Raw genomic sequence first — 21,631 nt, forward strand, 5'->3', positions numbered from 1 at the left:
TGTCGGCCACTAGAGCCTCCGGTTGCCGTCGACCACGGCCTTGGCCGCCGGGATCCTGACCGCGTAGCCGCCGTTCAACTGCTGCTTGGCGTGCGGCTCCAGGGTGACCCGCCAGACCCTCATCCCGCGCTGGTGCTGCTCGTCCTGCTCCGGCGGGACCACCGTCCAGGGCGGGTTCGCCTGCTGCTCCTCGACCTTGACGTCCTTGTCGCCGCCGACCGGGACCCGCTCGCGGACCTCCACGGTGACCGGCCGCCCGAGCCGGTTGACGAGTTCGATCTCGACCGAGTGCTCCAGCACGACGGTGCCGCCGCGCAGCCCGGCGGTCGACTCCCGCATCCGGGTGTGCCGGGCCACCTGCACGCTCTCGACCACCCCGATGCCGACCCGGCGGTGCTGCCCGGGGGCGAGCGTCGGCAGCTGAACCGTCATCAGATAGGCGCCGTCCACGGTGACCTCGGCCGCGCCGGCCAGCAGCGCGTGCGGACTGGTGTTGCCCAGCCGCACGGCCGCGTAGACCCGGGGGTCGACGGCCGGGACACAGATGTGCTCGGCGGCCAGTTCCACCGGGAACTCCAGCACCGGCACCGTGTGCCAGGCGCCGTCGGCGGGGACGTCCACGGTGGCCGCGGTGTCGTAGCGGTGGTCGAAGGATCCGGCGGAGCTGCGGACCGGCACGGAGCGCGGCGGCAGCGCCAGCCGCGCGACGGACTCGGCGCGCCGGCGGTACTCGGTCGCCACCGCGCCGGTGCCGGCCGCGCCGGGGCGCAGCAGCCCGCGCTCGGCGGCCGGTTCGTCCGGTCCGGCCAGGGCGAGCTGGGCGAGGTCGCGCAGGGCCTGGTCGGGCTCGGGCTGCTGGGCGGCCCCCGCCCCGAACGCCTTCTTGGCCTCGGACGGCGGTCCGCCGTAGCCGCCGGAGGGGGCCATCGGCGCCCGCATGGCCTGCATCGGCTGCGCGTACGCCGGCCCGCCGGGCGCGGGCGCCGGGGGCGCCGCCATGGCCGGCGGGAAGGGCACCGGGCCGCCGGTGGGGCCGGCCGAGCCCACCGACCGGGTCCGCACCGACTTCACGCTGAAGGTGTCCATGGCCAGGTCCGCGTCCTCCTCCAGCAGGCCCGCCGCGGCTCCGCCCGCCATCGCCGCGGAGGCCTGCGCCTCGACGGCGGCCGGCTTGGGGAAGGCGTCGTACCCGGTGAACAGCTCGGCGAGGCCGGACGGGGGCTCGCGCCGGAACATCGGTGCCACCTCGGTCTGCCTGCGGCCCAGCCGCAGCGAGCGGAGCTCGGGCAGTTCGGTGCGGCGGCGCAGGTCGGCGGTGGACAGGCCGAGCCGGACCCCGGTCCAGTCCTCGCCGGTGCGCTGGGCGACGACGGCTCGCATCGCCAGGCTGCCGCCGGGGGTGTCGCTGTGGATGCCGTCCAGCCGCAGGTGGTAGGTCGGCGTCCAGGTCGCGCCGGGGACCCCGTACTCCAGCTCCAGCTCGATCTCCGGCTCCGGCTGCTCCGGCTGCCCTGACGGCCCCTCCTCGGGCCCGGCGGCCCCGGCCTGATCGAGCGTCAGCACCACCGTGGTGCTCGGGCTGACCCGCTCGGTCGGCAGCGCCCCCGAGGCGGCGCGCAGCCGGCGCCGGGCGATCTCCGCCTCGCGCCGGGCCTCGCGTTCGGCGTCCTCGGCCGCGAGCAGCCGCTGCTGCAGCTCCCCCAGCCGGGTGTCGACGAAGTCGGCCAGCGCCAGCAGCGCGTCCGCCGGCGCGTGCCGAGGCGGGTCGCCCCGGCGCGGGACCGGCGGGACGGCGCGCAACGCGGCGGTGTGCTCCACCTGAGCGGCCAGCGCCGCCCGGGCCGCCCCGGCCGCGTCCGCCGCCTCCTCAGCCTCGTCGCAGGCGCTCCTCAGCGGCGACAGGTCCTCCACCGAGGGCAGCGCCGCCTCGACCTCCCGCCGCACATCGAGCACCCGCAGCCGCTGCGGACCGCTGACCACAGCGGCCCGCAGACTGTGCGGGTCCAGCGCGAGCGGCAGCCCGCCGAGGGCGATCCGGAACGGACCCGGGCCGCTCCGAGCCCGGATCAGGGCACGGCGACGGCAGACCGCGCCCGAGGCGTACACCACCACGGAGACGAGTCGACTGTCCTCGGAAGAGATGTCGGACATCGTGCATGACCTCCTCGCCGGAACCTGCGTGCGAGCCACGTTAGAGGCTGGCACCGACAAAGTCCGCGCTGTCCCCGAAATGGGACCGGCTCCGGAGGCCGGCTCCGCAGACCGGGTCCGGACGAGCGGGTCCGGACGGATCAGAGCCCGGACAGTTGCTCCGTCAGGTCGGCCAGCCCGAAAGCCCCCTGGGACAGCGCCTCCATGTGCCAGGCCTTCAGGTCGAAGCCGGCCCCGTGCCGGGCCCTGGCCTGCTCCCGGCCGGCCCGCCAGGCGCGCTCGCCGAGCTTGTACCCGATGGCCTGGCCCGGCCAGCCCAGGTAGCGGACGATCTCGCTCTCCCGCATCTCGGCCGGGCTGCCGTTGTAGGCCGCGAAGAAGGCCGCGCCCAGCTCCGGCGTCCAGCGCTCGCCGGGGTGGAACGGGGAGTCGGCCGGGATCACCAGCTCCAGGTGCATCCCGATGTCGATGATCACCCGGATGGTGCGCAGCATCTGCTCGTCCAGGAAGCCCAGCCGGCGGCCCGGGTCGGTGAAGAAGCCGAGCTCGTCCATCAGCCGCTCGGAGTACAGCGCCCAGCCCTCGGTCTCGGCGCTGACGCTGCCGAGGGTCATCTGGAACGTGGAGAGGCGGTCGGCGCAGCGCATCCGCTGGGTCAGGTGCAGGTGGTGGCCCGGAACGCCCTCGTGGTACCAGGTGCTGACGAGCTGCCAGGTCGGGAAGGTCTCCCGGTCCTGGACGGGCAGCCAGGTCCGGCCCGGACGGGAGAAGTCCAGGCTGGGCCGGGTGTAGTAGGGCGCGGCCGCGCTGCCGGCCGGGGCGATCATCGCCTCGACCTGCCGCAGCGGTCCGTCCAGGTCGAAGTGGGTGCCGTCGAGCGCGGCGACGGCCTCGTCCATCAGCTGCTGCAGCCAGCTGCGGATGCCCTCGACGCCCTTGACCGCGTGCCCGTGCGCCTCCAGGTGTTCGACGGCCTCCAGCGGCGCGGCCCCGGGGCGGACCCGGTCGGCCTCCACCCGCATCTCGGCGTCCAGGCGGTGGAACTCGGTCCAGGCCCAGGCGTAGGCCTCGTCCAGGTCGAGGTCGGCGCCGGTGCAGTAGCGGGCGGCCCGCAGGTAGTACTCGCGTCCGGCGATGTCGGGCGCGCCCGCGGCGGCGGGGGCGTAGCCGTCCCGGAGCCAGTCGCGGAAGTCAGCGGTGGCGGCGGTGGCCGCGGCGGCGGCGCGGTCGAGCCCGGGGCGCAGGGCGTCGGGGCCCCCGGTCACGAAGTCGGCGAACCAGCTGCTGCCCGCGTCCGCGCCGAGCCATCCGTCGAACTGTCCGATCAGCGTCTCCACCTGGCGCGGCCCGGAGTACAGCCCGCGCCGTAGGCCCTCGGTCAGGGTCGCCCGGTATCCCCGGAGCGCGGCCGGGGTGTTGCGCAACTTCCCGGCGACCACCGACCAGTCCTGCTCGGTCGCGGTCGGCAGCATGGTGAAGATCTGCCGGACCTGGTGCAGCGGCGAGGAGATGTTCCGCAGCGAGCGGAGGTGGTCCCCGGCCGCGTGGACCGCCCGGCGGGCACCGAGGCGTTCGGTGAGCAGCCGGGCGCAGGCCGCCTCGGCGGGGTCGGCGCGGATGTCAGCGGGGAGTGCGGCGAGCGCCTCCAGGGTGCGGCGGTCCAGCTCGTCGGCGGCGTCGAAGCCCGCCGGGGAGAGGTCGGGCTGGCGCTCGTCGTCCAGGTTGACGCCGAGGCCGGCGGCGACCCCGGGGTCCAGGGCGGCGTAGGCGTCGACATAGGCGTCGGCGAGCTGACGGGGGGTACGGGGGGCGCTGGCTGCAGATGAGTCGGACATGCTGTCATCCTGTCGCACCACTGCGCAGTGGTGACAGACCGTCGGCGTCCGAACCGGCCCGCGGACGCCGGTGCGGGCGCCAGTTCCCGCCGGGGACGTCCCTGGTGATCGGGTAGCAGGCGACGCCCAGCAGGAAGGCGGTGAGGTGCCCGAGGTTGGTGAAGTCCCAGGCGACGGCGAACAGCACGGCGAAGAAGGCCGTGGTCGCGCCCAGGTACCACCAGCGCAGCGGGCGGGCGAAGAACCAGGTCAGCACGCCGACCGAGCCGGAGAGGCCGTAGCTGACGCCGATGTCGATGGTGTGCCTGGTGCTGAGCGGCAGCCGGCCCATGTTGATCAGCACGGCCACGGTGCCCTCGCTGACCAGGGTAGCCAGGATGTGCGCGATGGCGACCACGGCGAGCCAGCGCAGGGTGCCGAGCCAGCGTTCGACCGGGACGTGGAACAGCAGGAAGAGCGGCAGCCAGTAGGCGAAGCTCGGGGTCGCGGTCCAGAAGGCGCTGCTGACCAGCACCTTGATCGGATGGTGCCGCAGCTCGATCAGATTGGTGCTGTGGCTGAACAGGAAGTACCGCCGGAACCTCGGTGACATCTGCACCAGGGCGAAGGTGTTGGCGCCGAGGATCAGCAGGTAGAGGCAGGTGCCGGGGGCGGCCCTGACGAAGCGCCAGACGGCTGCGCCGCACCGACGGATCCAGGAGGTCCGGGCCGTTGCTGTGCTGCTCCCCTCCGACGTCATGCCGCCATTGTCGCGGTTCGCGCCACCCCGGCGGCACGGACGCGCCCGCGTCCGGGGTCAGGGGATTGACGCTCTTGCTGACATGCAGTCTCATAAGAGCGAAGGAGTCGTACCGAGGGAGGGCGTCGTGATGGCGGAGAAGAGCGGGTCTGCACTGCTGACCGACCGCGAACAGGTGGCGGAGCGGCTGCTGGAGGCGTCGGCCAAGCACTCCCACGACCCCGAGACCGAGCTCGACTGGGACGCGCCGCTGGAACCCGGCAAGTGGTTCCTGCCCGAGCGGATGGTCTCGCTGTACGGCACGCCGATCTGGAACCGGCTCTCCGAGGAGCGCCGGATCGAGCTCTCCCGGCACGAGGCGGCCAGCCTCGCCTCCGCCGGCGTCTGGTTCGAGGTCATCCTGATGCAGCTGCTGGCCCGGCACATCTATGACATGGACCCGCGCAGCCGCCATGTCACCTACGCGCTCACCGAGATGGCGGACGAGTGCCGGCACTCCAAGATGTTCGCGCGCATGGTCACCAAGCTGGGCACCCCCTGCTACGGCCCCGGCGGCACCACCCGCTTCCTGGGCCGGGTGCTGAAGACCACCGCGACCACCCCGGGCGCCTTCACCGCGACCCTGCTGGTGGAGGAGATCCTGGACCGGATCCAGCGGCAGACCTTCCCGGACGAGACCGTGCAGCCGCTGGTCCGCGGGATCACCCGGATCCACGTGGTGGAGGAGGCCCGGCACGTCCGCTACGCCCGCGAGGAGCTGCGCCGGCAGATGGCGACCTGCCCGGCATGGGAGCGGCAGTTCACCCGCACCGTCTCCGGCGAGGCCTCGGTCGTGGTGGCCCGGGCCCTGGTGCACCCGGGGGTGTACGCGGCGGTCGGACTCGACGTGGAGGAGGCGCAGCGCCAGGCGCGCGAGAGCGCGCACCGCAGGGAGACCATGCGCTGGTCCGCCGAGAAGCTGGTCTCGTTCCTGGAGGAGATCGGCGTGATCCACAGCGCGCTGGACCGTGCCGCGTGGCGCCGGTCCGGCCTGCTGGGCTGACGGCTGCCCCCGGTCCGCCCGCACCGGCGCATCGGGCGGGACGCATAGGGTGGGGCCATGGACGCCCCCGCAGCCGTGGAACCGGCGCAGCCCCGACCGCCCCGGGCGAAGCGGGCCCCCTACCGGCGGCTGCCGGTGGAGCAGCGGCGCGAGCAGCTGATCGCGGTGGCGCTGGAGCTGTTCAGCCGGCACGCCCCGGAGGAGGTCTCGCTCGACGACGTGGCCGCCGCGGCGCAGGCCTCCCGGCCGCTGGTCTACCGCTACTTCCCCGGCGGGAAGCAGCAGTTGTACGAGGCGGCACTGCGCACCGCCGCCGACGAGCTCTCGGCCCGCTTCGCCTCGCACACCCACGGCGGTCCGACCGAGCGGCTCGGGCACGTGCTGGACCAGTACTTCGGCTTCGTCGGCGACCACGCCGCGGGGTACGGCGCGCTGCTGCGCGGCGGATCGGCCACCGAGACCGAGCGCACCACCGCGATCGTGGACGAGGTGCGCCGGGCCGCCTACCGCAGCATCGTCGAGCAGTTGCCGGTCGAGCAGCCCGGACCCCGGCTGGCGCTGCTGCTGCGCTGCTGGATCTCGGTGGTCGAGACGACCGCGCTGACCTGGCTGGACGGCAGCAGCCGTGAGGACCCGGGGGCGGCCGGACTGGGCTCGGCCACGGAACTGCGGGACTGGCTGGTGGACGAGTTCATGGCGATGTTCGCGGTGTCGGCGCTGCATGATGCGCAGTGTGCGGAGGTGTTGCGGGGGGTGGGGGGTAACGCAGGGTCGGATCTTGTGGCGCGACTCGCTGCGGGGGGTTCTGACGGCCCCTAGCTGCGGCATCTGCCTGGTTTGTCGCGCAGTTCCCCGCGCCCCTAGGCGTGTGCAACTGAGCCAGTTGCAAACGTCAGGGGCGCGGGGAACTGCGCGCCCAGCCTGCTACGGTCTGCAGCCCGAGGTCCTGCCTCAGGCCTTGCCGAGCGTCTGCCGCATCGTGCCGAGGCCGTCGATGGAGAGTTCCATGACGTCGCCCGGCCGCAGGTACGGCTTGTCGGGGCGGCCCATGGCCACCCCCGCCGGGGTGCCGGTGTTGATCACGTCGCCGGGCTCCAGCACCATGAACTGGCTGATGTACCAGACCACATGACGCACCGAAAAGATCATGTCCGCGGTGCTGCCCTGCTGCCGCAACTCCCCGTTCACGGTGGTGCGCAGCCCCAGCCGCTGCACGTCGGCGATCTCGTCCGGGGTCACCAGCCAGGGGCCGAGCGGGTTGAAGGTCTCGCAGGACTTGCCCTTGTCCCAGGTGCCGCCGCGCTCGATCTGGAACTCGCGCTCGGAGACGTCGTTGCTGAGCGCATAGCCCGCGATCACCGCGTCGGCGTCCTCGGGCGCGTCCAGGTAGCGGGCGGTGCGGCCGATCACGATCGCCAGTTCGACCTCGTAGTCGGTTTTCTCGCTGCGGCGCGGCACCAGCACCTCGTCGTCGGGGCCGACGACGGTGCTGCTCGCCTTCATGAAGAGCACCGGCTCGGCCGGCAGCTCCGCGCCGGTCTCGGCCGCGTGGTCGCGGTAGTTCAGGCCGACGCAGACCACCTTGGGCGGACGGGCCACAGGCGCGCCGATCCGCTGCCCGGCCGTCTCCAGCACCGGCAGTCCGCCCTGCTCGGCCAGCGCCGCCAGTTCCGCGGCGCCGCCGTCCAGCAGCCGTCCGAGGAAGCGCCCGTCGATGTCCGGCGTGATGCCGGACAGGTCGTACGCCGTCGTGCCGTCGCTGCCCAGGAGTGCGGGTCGTTCCGCGCCCGAGGGTCCTACACGCAGGAATCGCACCTGCACCACCACCTTTGCGATCAGGACGGTCCGGTCGCCCACCGTCGCCAGGAGGTCCGATCTATATCAACATCCGGAACGCCCCGTCCAGCCACCGGCCACCATCCGGACGCGCGGGCCACCCGTGTCAGCTGCTCCCCCACTCCCCCGCCAGCGCCGACATCACCACCGCGTCCACCCACGCGCCGTCCCAGCGCAGCGCGTCCCGCAGCACGCCCTCGGCCCGGAAGCCGGCCTTCTCGTAGGCCCGCCGGGCGCGCGGGTTGAAGGCGTAGACCTCCAGCGAGATCCGGTGCAGCCCCAGCTTCTCGAAGCCGTATCCGCAGATCAGCCGGGTGGCCTCGGTGCCCAGGCCGCGGCCGTGGGCGCCGGGGGCGAGGGCGATGCGGAAGTTGCAGCTCTCGTTGGGGCCGTCCCACTGGTTCAGCACCGCCTCGCCCACGCACTGCCCGGTCGACCGCTCCACCACGGCCAGGTCCAGCCGGTCGTCCTGCCCGATCCTGGTCCGGTACCAGGCCTGGAGCCGCTCCTCCTCCGGCGCGCCGCTCTGGCTGCCGGTCAGCCGGGCGATCTCCGGGTCCGCCAGCATCGGCCGCAGCGCGGGCAGGTCCAGCTCGGTCACGGCCCGCAGCAGGACCAGGTCGCCGCTGAGGACCGGCTTGGTGAGGAAGTCGGGGCGGGGGCGGGCTTCGTGCTGATCGTCGTCCATCCCCGCATCCTGCCCACCCCGGGCGCCGCTCAGTGCTTCAGCACCCGCTTCTCCCCCGCCGGGACCGCGAAGGGCAGCGTGTTGCCGGGCGGCGGGAAGGGGCAGATGAAGTGGTCGGCGAAGGCGCAGGGCGGCAGATAGGCCCGGTTGAGGTCGAGCACGGTCGCGCCGTCGGCGCCGGAGGGGGCGGCCAGGGAGACGAAGCGGAAGCGGAAGGCTCCGTCCCGGCCGCTGCCCGCGTCGGCGAAGACCGCGCTCAGCTCGCCGTCCGCCTCCTGGCCGACCTGCAGGGTGAACGTCCGCTCCGCCGCGCCGGGCGCGGTGAAGGCGACCGTGCCGGCCAGGGCGAGGCCGCGCTCGCGGCCGTCCGCGTTGCCGACGGCGACCGTACGGGGCTCCGGGTACGGGGTGAAGCGGGCCGGCAGCGACCACTCCGGCGCGAAGGGGTGGGCGTCGATGCCGGCGAAGGAGGTCCGGGTCTCGGAGGCCGGGTCGTAGACCCGGACCGCGTACTCGCCCTCGCGCAGGATCAGCAGCAGCAGTCGACCGCCGTGGGTGACCAGCGACGGCTTGGGCGCGCTGTCCGGACAGAGCCGGACCGAGCCGTCCAGCGGGGTGTTGTCGACCTCCAGGCCGTCGTGGCGGGTGGCCGTGAGGATCACGCAGCTGCCCTGGAGCTCCCAGCGTCCCGGCACCCCGGGCACGCCCTCGCGCAGATCGGCCAGCCAGTACGTTCCGGTGAGGGCGAGCGGGCCGTGCGGGGCGCGCGCCGTCACCACGCGGTCGTCGCGCCAGCGCTTCCATGCGTCCAGGCTGCTGCTCACAGGTGTACCTCCGGGTACAGATCGAGACGAACGAGTAGGGACGAACGTACGAATGCCCGGCGGTCGTCCTGCATTCCCGCCATCCCCCATCGACGGCCGGGACGGGCTACCCCGAGTCGTACCCACCACGCTCCGCGCCGCACACCTGCCGACCCGTCGACAACCGTCCGGACTGCCTGCGCCGGCGCTCTCTCTGACGATCCGACTGACTCCCGCCGACGGCGGTCCTACCCTGGGACGCATGGCGTCCAGTCCCGGCCCGCAGCCCTACCTGGTGACCGTCCCCAACCTGATCGGCCTGTCCGCCCAGCAGGCCCGCGACTTCGCACGCCGTGCCCAGCTGATCGCGGTGGGCCCGGATCCCGACGCCCTGCCGTCGGTGCACGGCGTGGTCTCCGGGCAGTCGCCGGCCGCGGGATCGCTGGCGGCCCGCTGGTCGAGCGTGGTGATCTGGACGCTCCGCGGTGGCGGCGGCCCCGGCGACGCCGGGGTGCGCGAGCCGCGCAACCCCAACCCGCCACCGCTGGCGGTCTCGGTGCACGACCCCGAGCCGCTGCCGGACCCGCCGATGGGCCATGTCACCGTCGAGGTCGCCGTCGAGCCGGTGGAGGAGCCGGCCGGCGACTAGCGGGGAGAGGGCCACTTGATCCCCGGCCCCGGCGCACGGCACCATCGCGGACATGATCGACGACCTGGCCACCGCGGTGATGTTCGACTTCTCCGGCACGCTCTTCCGGATCGAGTCCGTCGAGGACTGGTTCGACAGCCTGGGCCTGGACGGCCTGCCCGCGGCCGAACGCGAGGCCTGCGTGCGGCGCCTCACCGAGGCCGGCGCCCTGCCCGGCGGCCCGCAACCGGTCCAGGCACCAGCGGGCTGGGACGAGCGCGACACCAGTGCGGAGCAGCACCACGCCGCCTACACCGGGCAGACCCGGGCCGCCCTGCTGCCGACGGTCGGTGCCGACCGGGCCGACGCGCTCGCCGACGCCCTCTACTCGCGCCACATGGACCCGGAGACCTGGCAGCCCTACCCCGACGCCGAGGCGGTGCTCAAGGAGCTGCGCCGCCGGAGCGTCCCGGTCGCCGTGGTCAGCAACATCGGCTGGGACCTGCGCCCGGTCTTCGTCGCCCACGGCCTGGACCAGCTCGTCGACGCCTTCGTGCTCTCCTACGAGCTGGGCGTCCAGAAGCCGGACCCGCGGATCTTCGGGGCCGCCTGCGAGCTGCTGGGAACGGAGCCGGTGCGGACCCTGATGGTCGGCGACAGCCCGCCCGCCGACGGGGGTGCCACCGCACTGGGCTGCCAGTTCCTGGAGGTCCCGCCGCTCCCCGCGGCGGAGCGCCCGGCCGACCTGCTGCCTGTGCTGGACCTCACCGTTCCGAACACCGGCGGGCAGTGAAAGACTGGAGCGATTAAGTAGTGGATTGAGTAGCAGTGGTGGCAGCGAGGGCGGCAGCGGCGGCCCGCGACCCGAGGTAGGACGACATGGCCGGCAAGGCTCCCGCTCAGGACCCGGCGCAGGACAGCCCCGAGGTCTCGGCCCCCAAGCACGCGGCGGCCGGTCTCCCCGCCCTGTTCCACACCACGAAGATCGCCAACGCCCAGATGGGCGCCACCCGCGCGGTCCGCACCCTGCTGAAGCTGAACCAGCCGGACGGCTTCGACTGCCCCGGCTGCGCCTGGCCCGAGCCGGACCACACCCACACCGCCGAGTTCTGCGAGAACGGCGCCAAGGCGGTCGCCGAGGAGGCGACGCTGCGCACGGTCGGCCCGGAGTTCTTCGCCGAGCACCCGGTCGCCGACCTCGCCGGGCGCTCCGGCTACTGGCTCGGCCAGCAGGGCCGGCTGACCACGCCGATGCTGCTGGACGAGGGCGCGACGCACTACACCCCGATCGGCTGGGAGGACGCCCTCGCGCTGGTCGCCGACGAGCTGAAGGCCCTCGACAGCCCCGACGGCGCCGCCTTCTACACCTCCGGCCGCACCAGCAACGAGGCCGCGTTCACCTTCCAGCTGCTGGCCCGTCAGTTCGGCACCAACAACCTGCCGGACTGCTCCAACATGTGCCACGAGTCCTCGGGTTCGGCGCTCACCGAGACCATCGGCATCGGCAAGGGCAGCGTCCACCTCAAGGACCTCTACCAGGCCGACCTGATCATCGTGGCCGGGCAGAACCCGGGCACCAACCACCCGCGGATGCTCTCCGCGCTGGAGCGCGCCAAGCGCGCCGGCGCCAAGGTGGTCAGCGTCAACCCGCTGCCCGAGGCCGGCCTGGAGCGCTTCAAGAACCCGCAGAACGCCCGCGGCCTGGTCGGCAACGGCACCAAGCTCACCGACCTGTTCCTGCAGATCCGGCTCGGCGGCGACCTGGCCCTGTTCCGCGCGCTCAACCTGCTGTTGCTGGAGGCCGAGGAGAAGGCCCCGGGCACCGTCCTGGACCACGCCTTCATCGAGGAGCACTGCCACGGCTTCGAAGCATGGGCCGAGGACGCCCGCAGCACCGACTGGGACCAGGTGCTGGCCGCCACCGGGCTGCCCGAGCGGCAGATCCGCGAGCTGGCCGAGCTGACCCTGGCGTCGGAGAAGGTCATCGTCTGCTGGGCGATGGGCCTGACCCAGCACAAGCACTCGGTGCCGACCATCCGCGAGGTCGTCAACTACCTGCTGCTGCGCGGCAACATCGGCCGCCCCGGGGCCGGGGTCTGCCCGGTGCGCGGGCACAGCAACGTCCAGGGCGACCGGACCATGGGCATCTTCGAACGCCCGAGCACGGCCTTCCTGGACTCGCTGGGCAAGGAGTTCGGCTTCGAGCCGCCCCGCGAACACGGCCTGGACGTGGTCGACACCATCCGCGGGATGCGCGACGGCAAGGTCAGGGTCTTCTTCGCGATGGGCGGCAACTTCGTCTCGGCCACCCCGGACACCGAGGTGACCGAGGACGCGATGCGCAGCTGCCGGCTCACCGTCCACGTCTCCACCAAACTCAACCGCTCGCACGTGGTCACCGGGGCCAGGGCGCTGATCCTGCCGACCCTGGGCCGCACCGACCGGGACGTTCGCGAGACCGGGCCGCAGCAGGTCACCGTCGAGGACTCGATGGGGATGGTGCACGCCTCGCGCGGCGCGCTGAAGCCGCCCGCCGCCGACCTGCTCTCCGAGACCGCGATCATCTGCCGGCTGGCCCGGCTCACCCTGGGCCCGCAGAACCCGGTCCCCTGGGAGGAGTTCGCCGCCGACTACGGAACCGTCCGGGAGCGGATCGCCCGGGTGATCCCCGGCTTCGAGGACTTCAACGAGAAGATCGAGCACCCCGGCGGCTTCGCCCTGCCGCACGCCCCCCGGGACCGGCGGGCCTTCCCCACCGCGACCGGCAAGGCCAACTTCACCGTCAACGCGCTGACCGCGCCCGAGGTCCCCGAGGGCCGGCTGCTGCTGCAGACGCTGCGCTCGCACGACCAGTACAACACCACGATCTACGGCCTGGACGACCGCTACCGCGGCATCAAGGACGGCCGCAGGGTGGTGCTGCTGCACCCCGAGGACGCCGCCGAGCACGGCCTCGCCGAGGGCGCCCTGGTCGACCTGGTGAGCGAGTGGGCGGACGGCGTGGAGCGCCGCGCACCGCACTTCCGGGTGGTGCTCTACCCGACCGTGCGCGGCTGCGCGGCCGCCTACTATCCCGAGACCAATGTGCTGGTGCCGCTGGACAGCACCGCCGACACCAGCAACACCCCGACCTCCAAGTCCGTGGTCATCCGCTTCGCGGAGGACTCGGGCCCGGAGGCCGTCCGCGGCTGAGCCGGGCCGGGCGCGGACCTCTCGGCCCGCGCCCACAGCCGTGAGCCTCAGCTGGCGGCGGCTCCGGACGGCGATTCCGAGGCGGTGCCCGCCGCGGCCGACGACGCGTCCGCCGACGGGGTGACCGAGGGCGACGGGCTGTCGGAGGCGCCGGCGCTGGCGCCGGCCGACGTGGAGGCACTGGCCGAAGCACTGGCCGAGGCCGTCGCGGACGCACTCGGCGCCGCACTCCCGGAGGCCGGGGCCGAACCCGACGGCTTGGCCGAACTGCTCGCGGACGCCGTGCTGCTGGGCGCGGTCGTGGGCGTGCCGGAGCTCCCCGACGAACCGCCGGAGGACGACGAACCGCCGCTCTGCGTGCCGGTGACCGGTCCCGGGCCTATCGGCTGCGCCCCGGTCGCGCCCTTCGGGATGGTCGGCGCCTTGTAGGAGCCGAGCGAGGGGCTGTCCGGGTCGGGCCGGACCGCGCCGAGGATCGGGTTCTGCGCCATCGGCGTCACATGCACCACGGCGCCGGTGTGCGGCGCCTGGATCACCAGTCCGCCGCCGATGTAGATGGCGACATGGCTGGCGCCGCTGAAGTAGACGATCAGGTCGCCGGGGCGCAGCGCGTCCAGCGGCACATGGGTCAGCTGCGCCCACTGCATCTCGCTGGTGCGCGGAATGGCCACGCCGGCGTGCAGCCAGGCCTGCGAGGTGAGCCCGGAGCAGTCGAACCCGGCCGCGTACGGGCCGCTGCCGCCCCAGACGTACTCGGCGCCGATCTGCTGGAAGGCGTAGGCGACGGCCGCCGCCCCCGCGGCGGAGGGCTTCAGGTTGTCCTTGCCCAGCACGCCCGAGGCCAGCAGCGCGGTCTGCGCGGCGTCGGCGTCCTTCTGCTCCAGCTGGGACAGCTCCTGCTGCTGGACGCCGGTGAGCGAGGCGACCTGCTTGCGGATCTGGTCCAGCTTCTTGTTGATGGTGTCCCGCTGCACGCCCTGGGCGGCGACCAGCTGCGCGGCGTGCGCCTTGGCCTCGACCGCAGCGGCCTTCGCCTGCACCAGTCCGGCCTGGTCGGCCTTGAGCTGGGCGATGAAGGCGGCCTGGGACTTGCCGGCCATCGCCAGCAGCTCGCCGGTGTGCAGTGCCTGCTCCGGGTCCTGGGCCGTGAGCAGCTGGCCCAGCTGGGAGAGTTCGCTGTTGCGGTACTGGGCCGTGGCCAGCTGTCCGGCGATGGTGGTGCCGTTGTCCACGGAGGTCTGCGCGTTGTCGACCAGGACCTGGAGCTCGGCGTCGTCGGCCTGCGCCTGGGTGAGCTGCTCGGTGAGCTGGTCGTAGGTCTGCGTCGCCGCCTCGGCCTGCTGGTAGGTGGCGTGCAGCTGGTCCAGGATCGGCTGCAGCGTCTTCTCGGCCTGGGTGAGCGCGTCCACCGAGCCGTTGGTCGCGGTGGCGGTCGCGGTGGCCGTCGAGCCGGCGGCGAAGGAGGCACCGGCCGTCGGCACGACCACCAGCGACGCGGCGACCAGCAGCAGCCCGCAGCGCAGCACGCCTCTGAGCCACGGCCTGGTGCCGGCGCTCAGCGCGCCCGCACCCCCCGCCGTGCCCTGGATCCTGCTCCGTGCCCCGCCGCCGACCCTGCCCCTGCTGCCGCCACCTGTGCCCCGCACCGACAATCCCCTCGCTCCCCGTGCACTGCCTCGGAGATCCTTCCACGCCGCACCGACATGTGGCAGAGGCCGTCACGCTTTCTCACCCGGATCTCAGCCGCCGCCGGTCCCCGGGCCGCGAGCCGTAGCCAGCGAACCAGCCGCACGTGAATGTGACACAGCTCTCTCCGGAAGGCCCGCTGAACGAATCCACCCTTCCACTTCCCAGACGCCGCATGGTGATGCGTCCCGATTCGCCCCGCTTCAGCTGTCACAGCAACTTCAGATCGGCCGTCAGTTCACTTTCCGTTCACCCGATGTCCCTACGGTCGGCCACGACGATTCCGCTGAGACGATTGTTTGGTAATGGAACACATCTCGTTCCTGGTGACCGTCGTGATCATCACGGCCCTCGCCTTCGACTTCACCAATGGCTTCCACGACACCGCCAACGCGATGGCCACCTCCATCGCCACCGGCGCGCTGAGGCCGAAGGTCGCGGTCGCGATCTCCGGTGTGCTCAACCTGGCCGGCGCGTTCCTGTCGGTGGCCGTCGCCAAGACGATCTCCGGCGGACTCGTCGACGAGAAGGCGGGCATCCAGCCCGCGGTCGTCTTCGCGGCACTGATCGGGGCCATCATCTGGAACCTGGTCACCTGGCTCCGGGGGATCCCGTCCAGCTCCTCGCACGCCCTGTACGGCGGGCTGATCGGCGCCACCCTGGTCGCGGTCGGGATGCACGGCGTGCACTTCGACGTCGTGGTCACCAAGATCCTGATCCCCGCCGCCGCCTCGCCGATCGTGGCCGGCGTCGCCGCCTGGGGGGCGACGAAGATCGCCTACCGGACCACGGCCAAGGGCAGCAAGAACGTCAACAACATGGGCTTCAAGTTCGGCCAGATCGCCTCGGCCTCGCTGGTCTCACTGGCCCACGGCACCAACGACGCCCAGAAGACCATGGGCGTGATCACCCTGACCCTGGTCACCGCCGGTGCCGTCGCCCCCGGCTCCAACCCTCCCACCTGGGTCATCGTCAGCTCCGGCCTGGCCATCGCGCTCGGCACCTACCTGGGCGGCTGGAGGATCATCAGGACCCTGGGCAAGGGCATCGCCGAGATCGAGGCCCCGCAGGGCTTCGCCGCGCAGACCGCGTCGGCCACCGTCATCCTCACCTCGTCGCACATGGGCTTCGGCCTGTCCACCACCCAGGTCTGCTCCGGCGGCATCATGGGCGCGGGCAAGGCCGGCCCCACCGGCCGGGTCAACTGGTCCACCGCGCGGCGGATGGCGTACGCCTGGGGCCTCACCCTTCCCGCGGCGGCGCTGCTGGGCGGCGGCGGCGCACTGCTGGTCGACCGCGGCGCCGTCGGCGAGGTGCTGCTGGCGATGATCGGCGTGGGCGCCAGCGCCTGGATCTACGTCCTCTCCCGGCGGCAGCGGATCGACGCCGGCAATGTGGTGGACGTCCCCGCGGTCGGCGAGGGACCCGCCGCCCCACTCACCCCCGTACCGGCCGCCAGCGGCCCCATCGCGGCCTAGGAGGTTGCACACCATGTCGATTCACTGGGCCGCACTCGGCAACACCTTCGGCGTCAGTCTCCTGATCACCCTCGGCGTGGTCACTGCGTTCTGCCTGGGCATCTCGGCGCTGTCGCGCCGCGAGGCCGTCCTCGCGGACGGCGGGTCAGCGGTGCGGGGCGGCGGGGCGCTGGTGGTGGCCGTGGTCGCGTTCGCCGCGTGCGCGGCTGCTGTCGGCTACGGGCTCTACCTGATCGCGGGGGCCTGAGGGTTCTTCGGCTGCGGGCTGTGCGTGGCTTGTCGCGCAGTTCCCCGCGCCCCTGGGGGACTGCAACTGAACCGCTGAGGGTCAGTTGCAGCTGCATAGGGGCGCGGGGAACTGCGCGATCAACCATGCACGGCCCGCACCAGCCCTACTCCCCCACCATCTCCCGCCCCTTCCCCGGGCGGATCCCGGTGACGACCAGGGAGACCACCAACCCCACCACCGCCCACACCACCAGCACCAGCAGCGGCTTGGTGATCGCGGTCCCGTCGAAGTAGGCGATCGAGCGGGCCAGGCTGGTCCCCGCGCCGTTGGGGAGCCAGGGGCCGATGGCCCGCCAGAACGGCGGCATCAGCGGCGGAGGGAAGACCCCGCCCGCGCTGGGGTTGCCCAGGACCACGAAGAGCAGCACCGCCACCCCGATGCCGACCACGTCGAAGAGGCATTCGAAGGCCATGGTGACGGCGCCGACCGCGAAGACCACCAGCGCGCCGACCCCCCACAGCGCCACGATGCTCCCCGGCAGCGCGTTGAGGACCGGTCCGACCACCACCGCACCGCCGATCCCGGCCGCGATCGAGTACAGCGCCAGCACCGCGAGCCGGATCACCGCCCGCTCCCGGTTCGCGGGGCGCGAGCCCGCGCTGATCCCGAGGATCGAGGCGACCAGGTAACCGCCCACGCACAGGCCCACCGCCAGGTAGAACGAGGACAGCCCCTCGGCGTCCCCCGCCGCCAGCGGCACCAGGTCCTCGGTGGTGAAGGTCCGGCCCTGCTGCTGCTCCACCCCGGTCATGGTCGTCTCGATCGCGGTGGCCAGGGCCGGGCCGGAGGCATTGGCCACCAGCAGCTTGTCCTCGGTGCCGGTCGCGTTGAACAGCAGCGCCGAGTAGACCTTCTGGTCCAGGATCTGCCGGCGGGCCGTCGCCTCGTCCGCGACCGCCCTGGCGTCGAGGACGTCCTTGGGGAGCGCGTTCAGCTGTGCCACCAGCTTGTCGCCGACCTGGGCCGGGGCGACCACCGCCATCGACGCCCGGTGCGGATAGGGGTGATGCAGCGCCCCCACATAGGAGACGATGAAGCCGAGCTGCAGCCCCAGCACCCCGACGACCAGCAGAAACGCCCGGGCGGTGACCGCGTCCCGCAGTTCCGCGCCGAAACCGCGGCGCGCCCCTGTCCCGCTCATGCCACTGGCCATGGTGACCGTCCGTCCATGTGTCGCACCGTCAGGAACGTCTACAAATCAGATAATTCGTAGCAGTTCTTCGGCGCCGACCCGGTCACCCCACGCCGTACGCGCCCGAGGGATCCTCGATGATCCGACGCACCGTCACCAGCGCGGCCCCCAGCAGCGCCCCGGCCCGTCCCAGCCCGGACGCCGACAGCGCTCCCGGCTCCCACGGACGGACCGTCACCCTGGCCGCCAGCTCCGCCCGCATCGCGGGCAGCAGCCACTCGCCCAGCTCGGCGTAGGCGCCGCCGAGCACCACCGCCTCCGGGTCGACCAGGTTCACCGCGCCGGCCAGCGCGGTGCCCAGGGCCGCGCCGGCCTGCTCCAGCGCCCGCCGCACCGGGGCGGACCCCTCCGCGGCCCGCTTGGCCAGCAGGGCGACCCAGTCGCCGGCGGCCTCGGGCAGCCCGGCCGAGGCCAGTACGGCCCGCTCGCCCGCGTACTGCTCCAGGCAGCCGTGGGCCCCGCAGGGGCAGAGCGGTCCGTCCGGGTGCACCGGAACATGGCCCAGCTCGCCCGCGAATCCGCGCGCCCCCCGGAACAGCCGTCCGCCGACCACCAGCGCCGCACCGATACCGGCCTCGGCCGACACATGGACGAAGTCCACCGGGGCCGGCCCCTCGGCCTCACCGGCCGTGCGCCAGAGCTCGGCCAGTGCGCCCAGGTTGGCCTCGTTCTCCACCGACAGCGGCAGTCCGAGCAGCTCGGGCGGCAGCCGCAGCTCGCGCCAGCCCAGGTTGGCCGCGTGCACGACCGTCCCGGCCGCCGCGTCCACCAGCCCGGGGACCGCCAGTACCGCGCCCACCGGGCGCAGCTTCAGCGCCTCCGCCTCGGCCAGCAGTTCGGCAGCCAGCCCGCCCAGGTCGGCCAGCACCTCGTCGGCCGGGCGGCCCCGGTTGGCCGAGGCGACCCGGCGCTGCACCCGGACCTCCCCGCTCAGGTCGACCACGCAGGCGGCGAGGTGCTCCACCCCGACCTCCAGGCCCAGGCCGGCCGGGCCCTCGCTGCTGAGCACCAGGGCGTTGCCGGGCCGCCCGACCCGCCCGCTCGGCGCCGGACCCAGCTCGCTGACCAGGCCGGCCTCGTGCAGCGTCACCACCAGGGTGGACACCGCCGCCCTGGTCAGCCCGGTGCGGGCGGCGACATCGGCACGCGACAGCGGGGCGTGCGCGGCGACGGCGCCCAGCACCACGGCCAGGTTCTGCCGGCGCATGCCCTGCTGGGACGCGGGACGGCGCTGCCCGCTCCCGGTCGGGCTCGGGCTCTGGCTGTGGCTCGGCATGGGACCCCTGTGCTCTCAGCGGTGCAGCGCTCTCAGCGGTGCGTCGTTCCGTCGCTCATACGGTGGGCTGGTCAAACAGACTTCCGGATCGGTGCAGCGTATCCGCGATCCGTTCCAGCGCCGCGTCGTCCTTGGGCAGCGGCTCCAGCAGCCGGCCCGCGGAGGTGCCCCAGCGCCGGGCGACCTCGTCCGCGCGCTCGCCGGTGAGCAGCGCCGCGGCCTGCGCCGCCGCGCCCAGCGCCACCAGCTCGCCCGCGGCCGGGATCCGCACCGGCCGCCCGGACAGCCGGCGCACCGTGTCCTGCCAGGCCTTCCCCTGCGCGCCGCCGCCGATGAGCAGCAGTTCGGTCCCGGGGTCGATCTGCTCGCCACCGGCGACCAGCACCTGGTCCAGCGCCGCCAGCAGCGAGTAGGCGGCGCCGTCGTAGGCCGCCTGCAGCAGCTGGCCGCCGGTGGTGTCGTGGCGCAGCCCGTGTATCAGCCCGGAGGCGTAGGGCAGGTCGGGGGTGCGCTCCCCGTCGAAGTACGGCAGCACCACCGCCGTGCCGCCGGGCTCCACGGCCTGCCGGTCCAGACCGAGCAGGGCCGCGGTGCGGTCCACAGCCAGGGTGCAGTTGAGCGTGCAGGCCAGCGGCAGCCAGTGGTCCAGCGCGTCGGCGAAGCCGCAGACGGTGCCGGACGGGTCGGCCGGACGGCCCCGGGTCACCGCGTAGACCGTCCCGGAGGTGCCCAGGCTGAGCACCGGACGGCCCGGGGCGAGGCCGAGGCCCAGTGCCGCCGCCATGTTGTCGCCGGTGCCGGCCGCGACCAGGGTGCCCGGACGCAGCCCGGTGCCGGTGCCGGCCAGCACCTCGCCGGCGGCCTTTCCGGCCTCCACCACGGTCGGTAGCATCCCGGCGTCGAGGCCCAGCCGGGCCAGCAGGTCGAGGTCGTACCCCTCCGGGGTCCACCAGCCGGTGCCGGAGGCGTCGCCGCGGTCGGTGGCGGCGGCCCCGCTCAGCCGACCGGTCAGATAGTCGTGCGGCAGCCGCACCGCGGCGGTGCGGGCGGCGGCCTCGGGCTCGTTCTCGCGCAGCCAGGCCCACTTCGCGGCGGTGAACGAGGCCCCCGGGACGCTCCCGGCGCGCTGCGCCCAGGTGTCCCGGCCGAGCTCGGCCACCAGCGCGGCGGCCTGCGGCGCCGAGCGCACGTCGTTCCAGAGCAGGGCCGGGCGGACCGGCTCACCGTCCGTGTCCAAGGTCACAAGACCGTGCTGCTGGCCCCCGACCGAGACCGCGGCCGCCCGCTCGGCGTACCCGGTCGCGGCCACCGCCTGACCCAGCGCCCGCCACCACTCCCGCGGGTCGCTCTCCCGTACCGCGCCACCGCTCACGGTGTGCGCGGCCCGGCCCTCGCCCAGCACCGCCCCCGTCGCCACATCCACCGCCACCGCCTTGGTCGACTGCGTGGAACTGTCGATCCCGATGACGACTTCATTACTGCCGACCTGCACGAATCCTCCTTGGTGGGGGTCGGGGGCTTCCGCTCCCGACGAGCTGATACTAATTTGTTTATCGCGATGACGAATAGTCTCCCCGCCCCGCATCTTCTGGAGTCGTACACATGACCGACCTCACACCCACCCCCGCAGACCGCTTCACCTTCGGCCTCTGGACCGTCGGCTGGCAGGGCCGCGACCCCTTCGGCGACGCCACCCGCCCCGCCTTGGACCCGGTCGAGACCGTGACCCGGCTCGCCGAGCTCGGCGCCTACGGCGTGACCTTCCACGACGACGACCTGATCCCCTTCGGCTCCTCGGACAGCGAGCGCGAGGGCCACATCAAGCGCTTCCGCCAGGCCCTGGACGCCACCGGCATGACCGTCCCGATGGCCACCACCAACCTGTTCACCCACCCGGTGTTCAAGGACGGCGGCTTCACCACCAACGACCGCGACGTCCGCCGCTACGCGCTGCGCAAGACCATGCGCAACATCGACCTCGCCGCCGAGCTGGGCGCCACCACCTACGTCGCCTGGGGCGGCCGCGAGGGCGCCGAGTCCGGTGCCGCCAAGGACGTCCGGGTCGCGCTGGACCGCCTGAAGGAGGCCTTCGACCTCCTCGGCGACTACGTCGTCTCGCAGGGCTACGACATCCGCTTCGCCATCGAGCCCAAGCCCAACGAGCCCCGCGGCGACATCCTGCTGCCGACCATCGGCCACGCCCTGGCGTTCATCAACTCGCTGGAGCACGCCGACCGCGTCGGCCTCAACCCCGAGGTCGGCCACGAGCAGATGGCGGGCCTCAACTTCCCGCACGGCATCGCCCAGGCGCTGTGGCACGGCAAGCTGTTCCACATCGACCTGAACGGCCAGTCCGGCATCAAGTACGACCAGGACCTGCGCTTCGGCGCCGGCGACCTGCGCCAGGCCTTCTGGCTGGTCGACCTGCTGGAGTCGTCCGACTACGCGGGCCCGCGCCACTTCGACTTCAAGCCCCCGCGCACCGAGGACATCGACGGCGTCTGGGCCTCGGCCGCCGGCAACATGCGCAACTACCTGGCCCTCAAGGCCAAGGCCGCCGCGTTCCGCGCCGACCCGGCCGTGCAGGAGGCGCTCCGCGCCGCCCGCCTGGACGAGCTGGCCCAGCCCACCCTGGCCGAGGGCGAGTCCCTGGCCGACCTGCTCGCCGACGACTCCGCCTTCGAGGCCTTCGACGTCGAGGCCGCCGCCGAGCGCGGCATGGCCTTCGAGCAGCTCGACCAGCTGGCCCTGGACCACCTGCTCGGCATCGCCTGACAGCAGGTTCCGTCCGCACGA

At 73.3% G+C, this 21,631-nt stretch carries 18 protein-coding genes; 8 read left to right on the forward strand and 10 right to left on the reverse strand.

The features are described from left to right. Positions 1–9: 9 nt before the first annotated feature. The 3 genes from IF29_RS0121295 to IF29_RS0121305 all read right to left on the reverse strand — a co-directional run bounded on the left by IF29_RS0121295 (position 10) and on the right by IF29_RS0121305 (position 4,725). Entirely contained in the window at positions 10–2,151 is a 2,142-nt protein-coding gene (locus tag IF29_RS0121295; protein ID WP_051725598.1) for a DUF4139 domain-containing protein, read from the reverse strand. A 140-nt stretch (positions 2,152–2,291) separates the two neighbouring features. After that, positions 2,292–3,986, reverse strand: a complete 1,695-nt coding sequence (locus tag IF29_RS0121300; protein WP_030257330.1) for a DUF885 domain-containing protein — start codon at positions 3,984–3,986, stop codon at positions 2,292–2,294. Positions 3,987–3,990: 4 nt separating this feature from the next. Continuing rightward, positions 3,991–4,725: a rhomboid-like protein gene (locus tag IF29_RS0121305; RefSeq protein WP_051725599.1), complete on the reverse strand. Its 735-nt coding sequence runs from the start codon at positions 4,723–4,725 to the stop codon at positions 3,991–3,993. A 130-nt stretch (positions 4,726–4,855) separates the two neighbouring features. Between IF29_RS0121305 and IF29_RS0121310 the strand changes: the two genes are divergently transcribed. Both IF29_RS0121310 and IF29_RS0121315 read left to right on the forward strand, forming a co-directional pair. After that, positions 4,856–5,767, forward strand: coding sequence for an AurF N-oxygenase family protein (locus tag IF29_RS0121310; protein ID WP_030257334.1), 912 nt, complete (start codon positions 4,856–4,858; stop codon positions 5,765–5,767). 57 nt (positions 5,768–5,824) lie between these two features. Continuing rightward, positions 5,825–6,586: a TetR/AcrR family transcriptional regulator gene (locus IF29_RS0121315; RefSeq protein ID WP_051725600.1), complete on the forward strand. Its 762-nt coding sequence runs from the start codon at positions 5,825–5,827 to the stop codon at positions 6,584–6,586. A gap of 132 nt (positions 6,587–6,718) precedes the next feature. Here the strand turns inward: IF29_RS0121315 and IF29_RS0121320 are convergent, their stop codons facing one another. From IF29_RS0121320 to IF29_RS0121330, 3 genes are all read right to left on the reverse strand, one after another. Further along, positions 6,719–7,582, reverse strand: coding sequence for a fumarylacetoacetate hydrolase family protein (locus tag IF29_RS0121320; RefSeq protein WP_030257339.1), 864 nt, complete (start codon positions 7,580–7,582; stop codon positions 6,719–6,721). A gap of 127 nt (positions 7,583–7,709) precedes the next feature. Continuing rightward, positions 7,710–8,291 (reverse strand): GNAT family N-acetyltransferase, encoded by a 582-nt coding sequence (locus IF29_RS0121325; RefSeq protein WP_030257342.1) that lies wholly within the window; start codon positions 8,289–8,291, stop codon positions 7,710–7,712. Positions 8,292–8,320: 29 nt separating this feature from the next. Next, positions 8,321–9,115: a DUF1684 domain-containing protein gene (locus IF29_RS0121330; RefSeq protein ID WP_030257345.1), complete on the reverse strand. Its 795-nt coding sequence runs from the start codon at positions 9,113–9,115 to the stop codon at positions 8,321–8,323. A gap of 241 nt (positions 9,116–9,356) precedes the next feature. On the opposite strand from IF29_RS0121330, the gene IF29_RS45135 reads away from it, so the two are divergent. From IF29_RS45135 to IF29_RS0121345, 3 genes are all read left to right on the forward strand, one after another. Further along, on the forward strand, positions 9,357–9,743 hold the full coding sequence (locus IF29_RS45135; protein WP_051725601.1) for a PASTA domain-containing protein: 387 nt from the start codon (positions 9,357–9,359) through the stop codon (positions 9,741–9,743). A gap of 52 nt (positions 9,744–9,795) precedes the next feature. Continuing rightward, on the forward strand, positions 9,796–10,515 hold the full coding sequence (locus IF29_RS0121340) for an HAD family hydrolase (protein WP_030257350.1): 720 nt from the start codon (positions 9,796–9,798) through the stop codon (positions 10,513–10,515). Positions 10,516–10,601: 86 nt separating this feature from the next. Further along, the gene (locus tag IF29_RS0121345; protein WP_030257353.1) at positions 10,602–12,914 is read left to right on the forward strand and encodes an FdhF/YdeP family oxidoreductase; all 2,313 of its coding nucleotides are present in this window, start codon (positions 10,602–10,604) and stop codon (positions 12,912–12,914) included. A gap of 47 nt (positions 12,915–12,961) precedes the next feature. Here the strand turns inward: IF29_RS0121345 and IF29_RS0121355 are convergent, their stop codons facing one another. Next, positions 12,962–14,560 carry a C40 family peptidase gene (locus tag IF29_RS0121355; RefSeq protein WP_157623858.1) on the reverse strand — a complete coding sequence of 533 codons (1,599 nt, stop codon included), beginning with the start codon at positions 14,558–14,560 and terminating at the stop codon, positions 12,962–12,964. A 345-nt stretch (positions 14,561–14,905) separates the two neighbouring features. Here IF29_RS0121355 and IF29_RS0121360 point away from each other — a divergent pair, with 345 nt between their 5' ends. Next, positions 14,906–16,078 carry an inorganic phosphate transporter gene (locus IF29_RS0121360; RefSeq protein ID WP_030257358.1) on the forward strand — a complete coding sequence of 391 codons (1,173 nt, stop codon included), beginning with the start codon at positions 14,906–14,908 and terminating at the stop codon, positions 16,076–16,078. Positions 16,079–16,091: 13 nt separating this feature from the next. Next, positions 16,092–16,325, forward strand: a complete 234-nt coding sequence (locus IF29_RS0121365) for a hypothetical protein (protein WP_030257361.1) — start codon at positions 16,092–16,094, stop codon at positions 16,323–16,325. A 145-nt stretch (positions 16,326–16,470) separates the two neighbouring features. Here the strand turns inward: IF29_RS0121365 and IF29_RS0121370 are convergent, their stop codons facing one another. The 3 genes from IF29_RS0121370 to xylB form a co-directional block, all read right to left on the reverse strand. After that, a complete protein-coding gene (locus IF29_RS0121370; RefSeq protein ID WP_051725690.1) occupies positions 16,471–17,508 on the reverse strand; it encodes an ABC transporter permease in 1,038 nt (345 codons plus the stop codon). A 94-nt stretch (positions 17,509–17,602) separates the two neighbouring features. Further along, entirely contained in the window at positions 17,603–18,835 is a 1,233-nt protein-coding gene (locus IF29_RS0121375) for an ROK family transcriptional regulator (protein ID WP_030257365.1), read from the reverse strand. Positions 18,836–18,890: 55 nt separating this feature from the next. Next, positions 18,891–20,327, reverse strand: coding sequence for a xylulokinase (gene xylB, locus IF29_RS0121380; RefSeq protein WP_030257368.1), 1,437 nt, complete (start codon positions 20,325–20,327; stop codon positions 18,891–18,893). Positions 20,328–20,437: 110 nt separating this feature from the next. On the opposite strand from xylB, the gene xylA reads away from it, so the two are divergent. Then, complete coding sequence (gene xylA / locus IF29_RS0121385; protein ID WP_030257371.1) at positions 20,438–21,610, forward strand: xylose isomerase; 1,173 nt, start codon at positions 20,438–20,440, stop codon at positions 21,608–21,610. The last annotated feature ends 21 nt before the right edge of the window (positions 21,611–21,631 follow it).

It is taken from the genome of Streptacidiphilus jeojiense (assembly GCF_000719095.1).
In the GTDB taxonomy this organism is placed as follows: Bacteria; Actinomycetota; Actinomycetes; order Streptomycetales; family Streptomycetaceae; genus Streptacidiphilus; species Streptacidiphilus jeojiensis.

Bases quoted from the DNA above. Each gene is read 5' to 3' on its own strand.
- IF29_RS0121295 (WP_051725598.1), bottom strand. From the start codon at position 2,151: ATGTCCGACATCTCTTCCGAGGACAGTCGACTCGTCTCCGTGGTGGTG.
- IF29_RS0121340 (WP_030257350.1), top strand. From the start codon at position 9,796: ATGATCGACGACCTGGCCACCGCGGTGATGTTCGACTTCTCCGGCACG.
- IF29_RS0121360 (WP_030257358.1), top strand. From the start codon at position 14,906: ATGGAACACATCTCGTTCCTGGTGACCGTCGTGATCATCACGGCCCTC.
- IF29_RS0121365 (WP_030257361.1), top strand. From the start codon at position 16,092: ATGTCGATTCACTGGGCCGCACTCGGCAACACCTTCGGCGTCAGTCTC.
- IF29_RS0121370 (WP_051725690.1), bottom strand. From the start codon at position 17,508: ATGAGCGGGACAGGGGCGCGCCGCGGTTTCGGCGCGGAACTGCGGGAC.
- IF29_RS0121305 (WP_051725599.1), bottom strand. From the start codon at position 4,725: ATGACGTCGGAGGGGAGCAGCACAGCAACGGCCCGGACCTCCTGGATC.
- IF29_RS0121325 (WP_030257342.1), bottom strand. From the start codon at position 8,291: ATGGACGACGATCAGCACGAAGCCCGCCCCCGCCCCGACTTCCTCACC.
- IF29_RS0121310 (WP_030257334.1), top strand. From the start codon at position 4,856: ATGGCGGAGAAGAGCGGGTCTGCACTGCTGACCGACCGCGAACAGGTG.
- IF29_RS0121345 (WP_030257353.1), top strand. From the start codon at position 10,602: ATGGCCGGCAAGGCTCCCGCTCAGGACCCGGCGCAGGACAGCCCCGAG.
- IF29_RS45135 (WP_051725601.1), top strand. From the start codon at position 9,357: ATGGCGTCCAGTCCCGGCCCGCAGCCCTACCTGGTGACCGTCCCCAAC.
- xylA (WP_030257371.1), top strand. From the start codon at position 20,438: ATGACCGACCTCACACCCACCCCCGCAGACCGCTTCACCTTCGGCCTC.
- IF29_RS0121315 (WP_051725600.1), top strand. From the start codon at position 5,825: ATGGACGCCCCCGCAGCCGTGGAACCGGCGCAGCCCCGACCGCCCCGG.
- IF29_RS0121300 (WP_030257330.1), bottom strand. From the start codon at position 3,986: ATGTCCGACTCATCTGCAGCCAGCGCCCCCCGTACCCCCCGTCAGCTC.
- IF29_RS0121375 (WP_030257365.1), bottom strand. From the start codon at position 18,835: ATGCCGAGCCACAGCCAGAGCCCGAGCCCGACCGGGAGCGGGCAGCGC.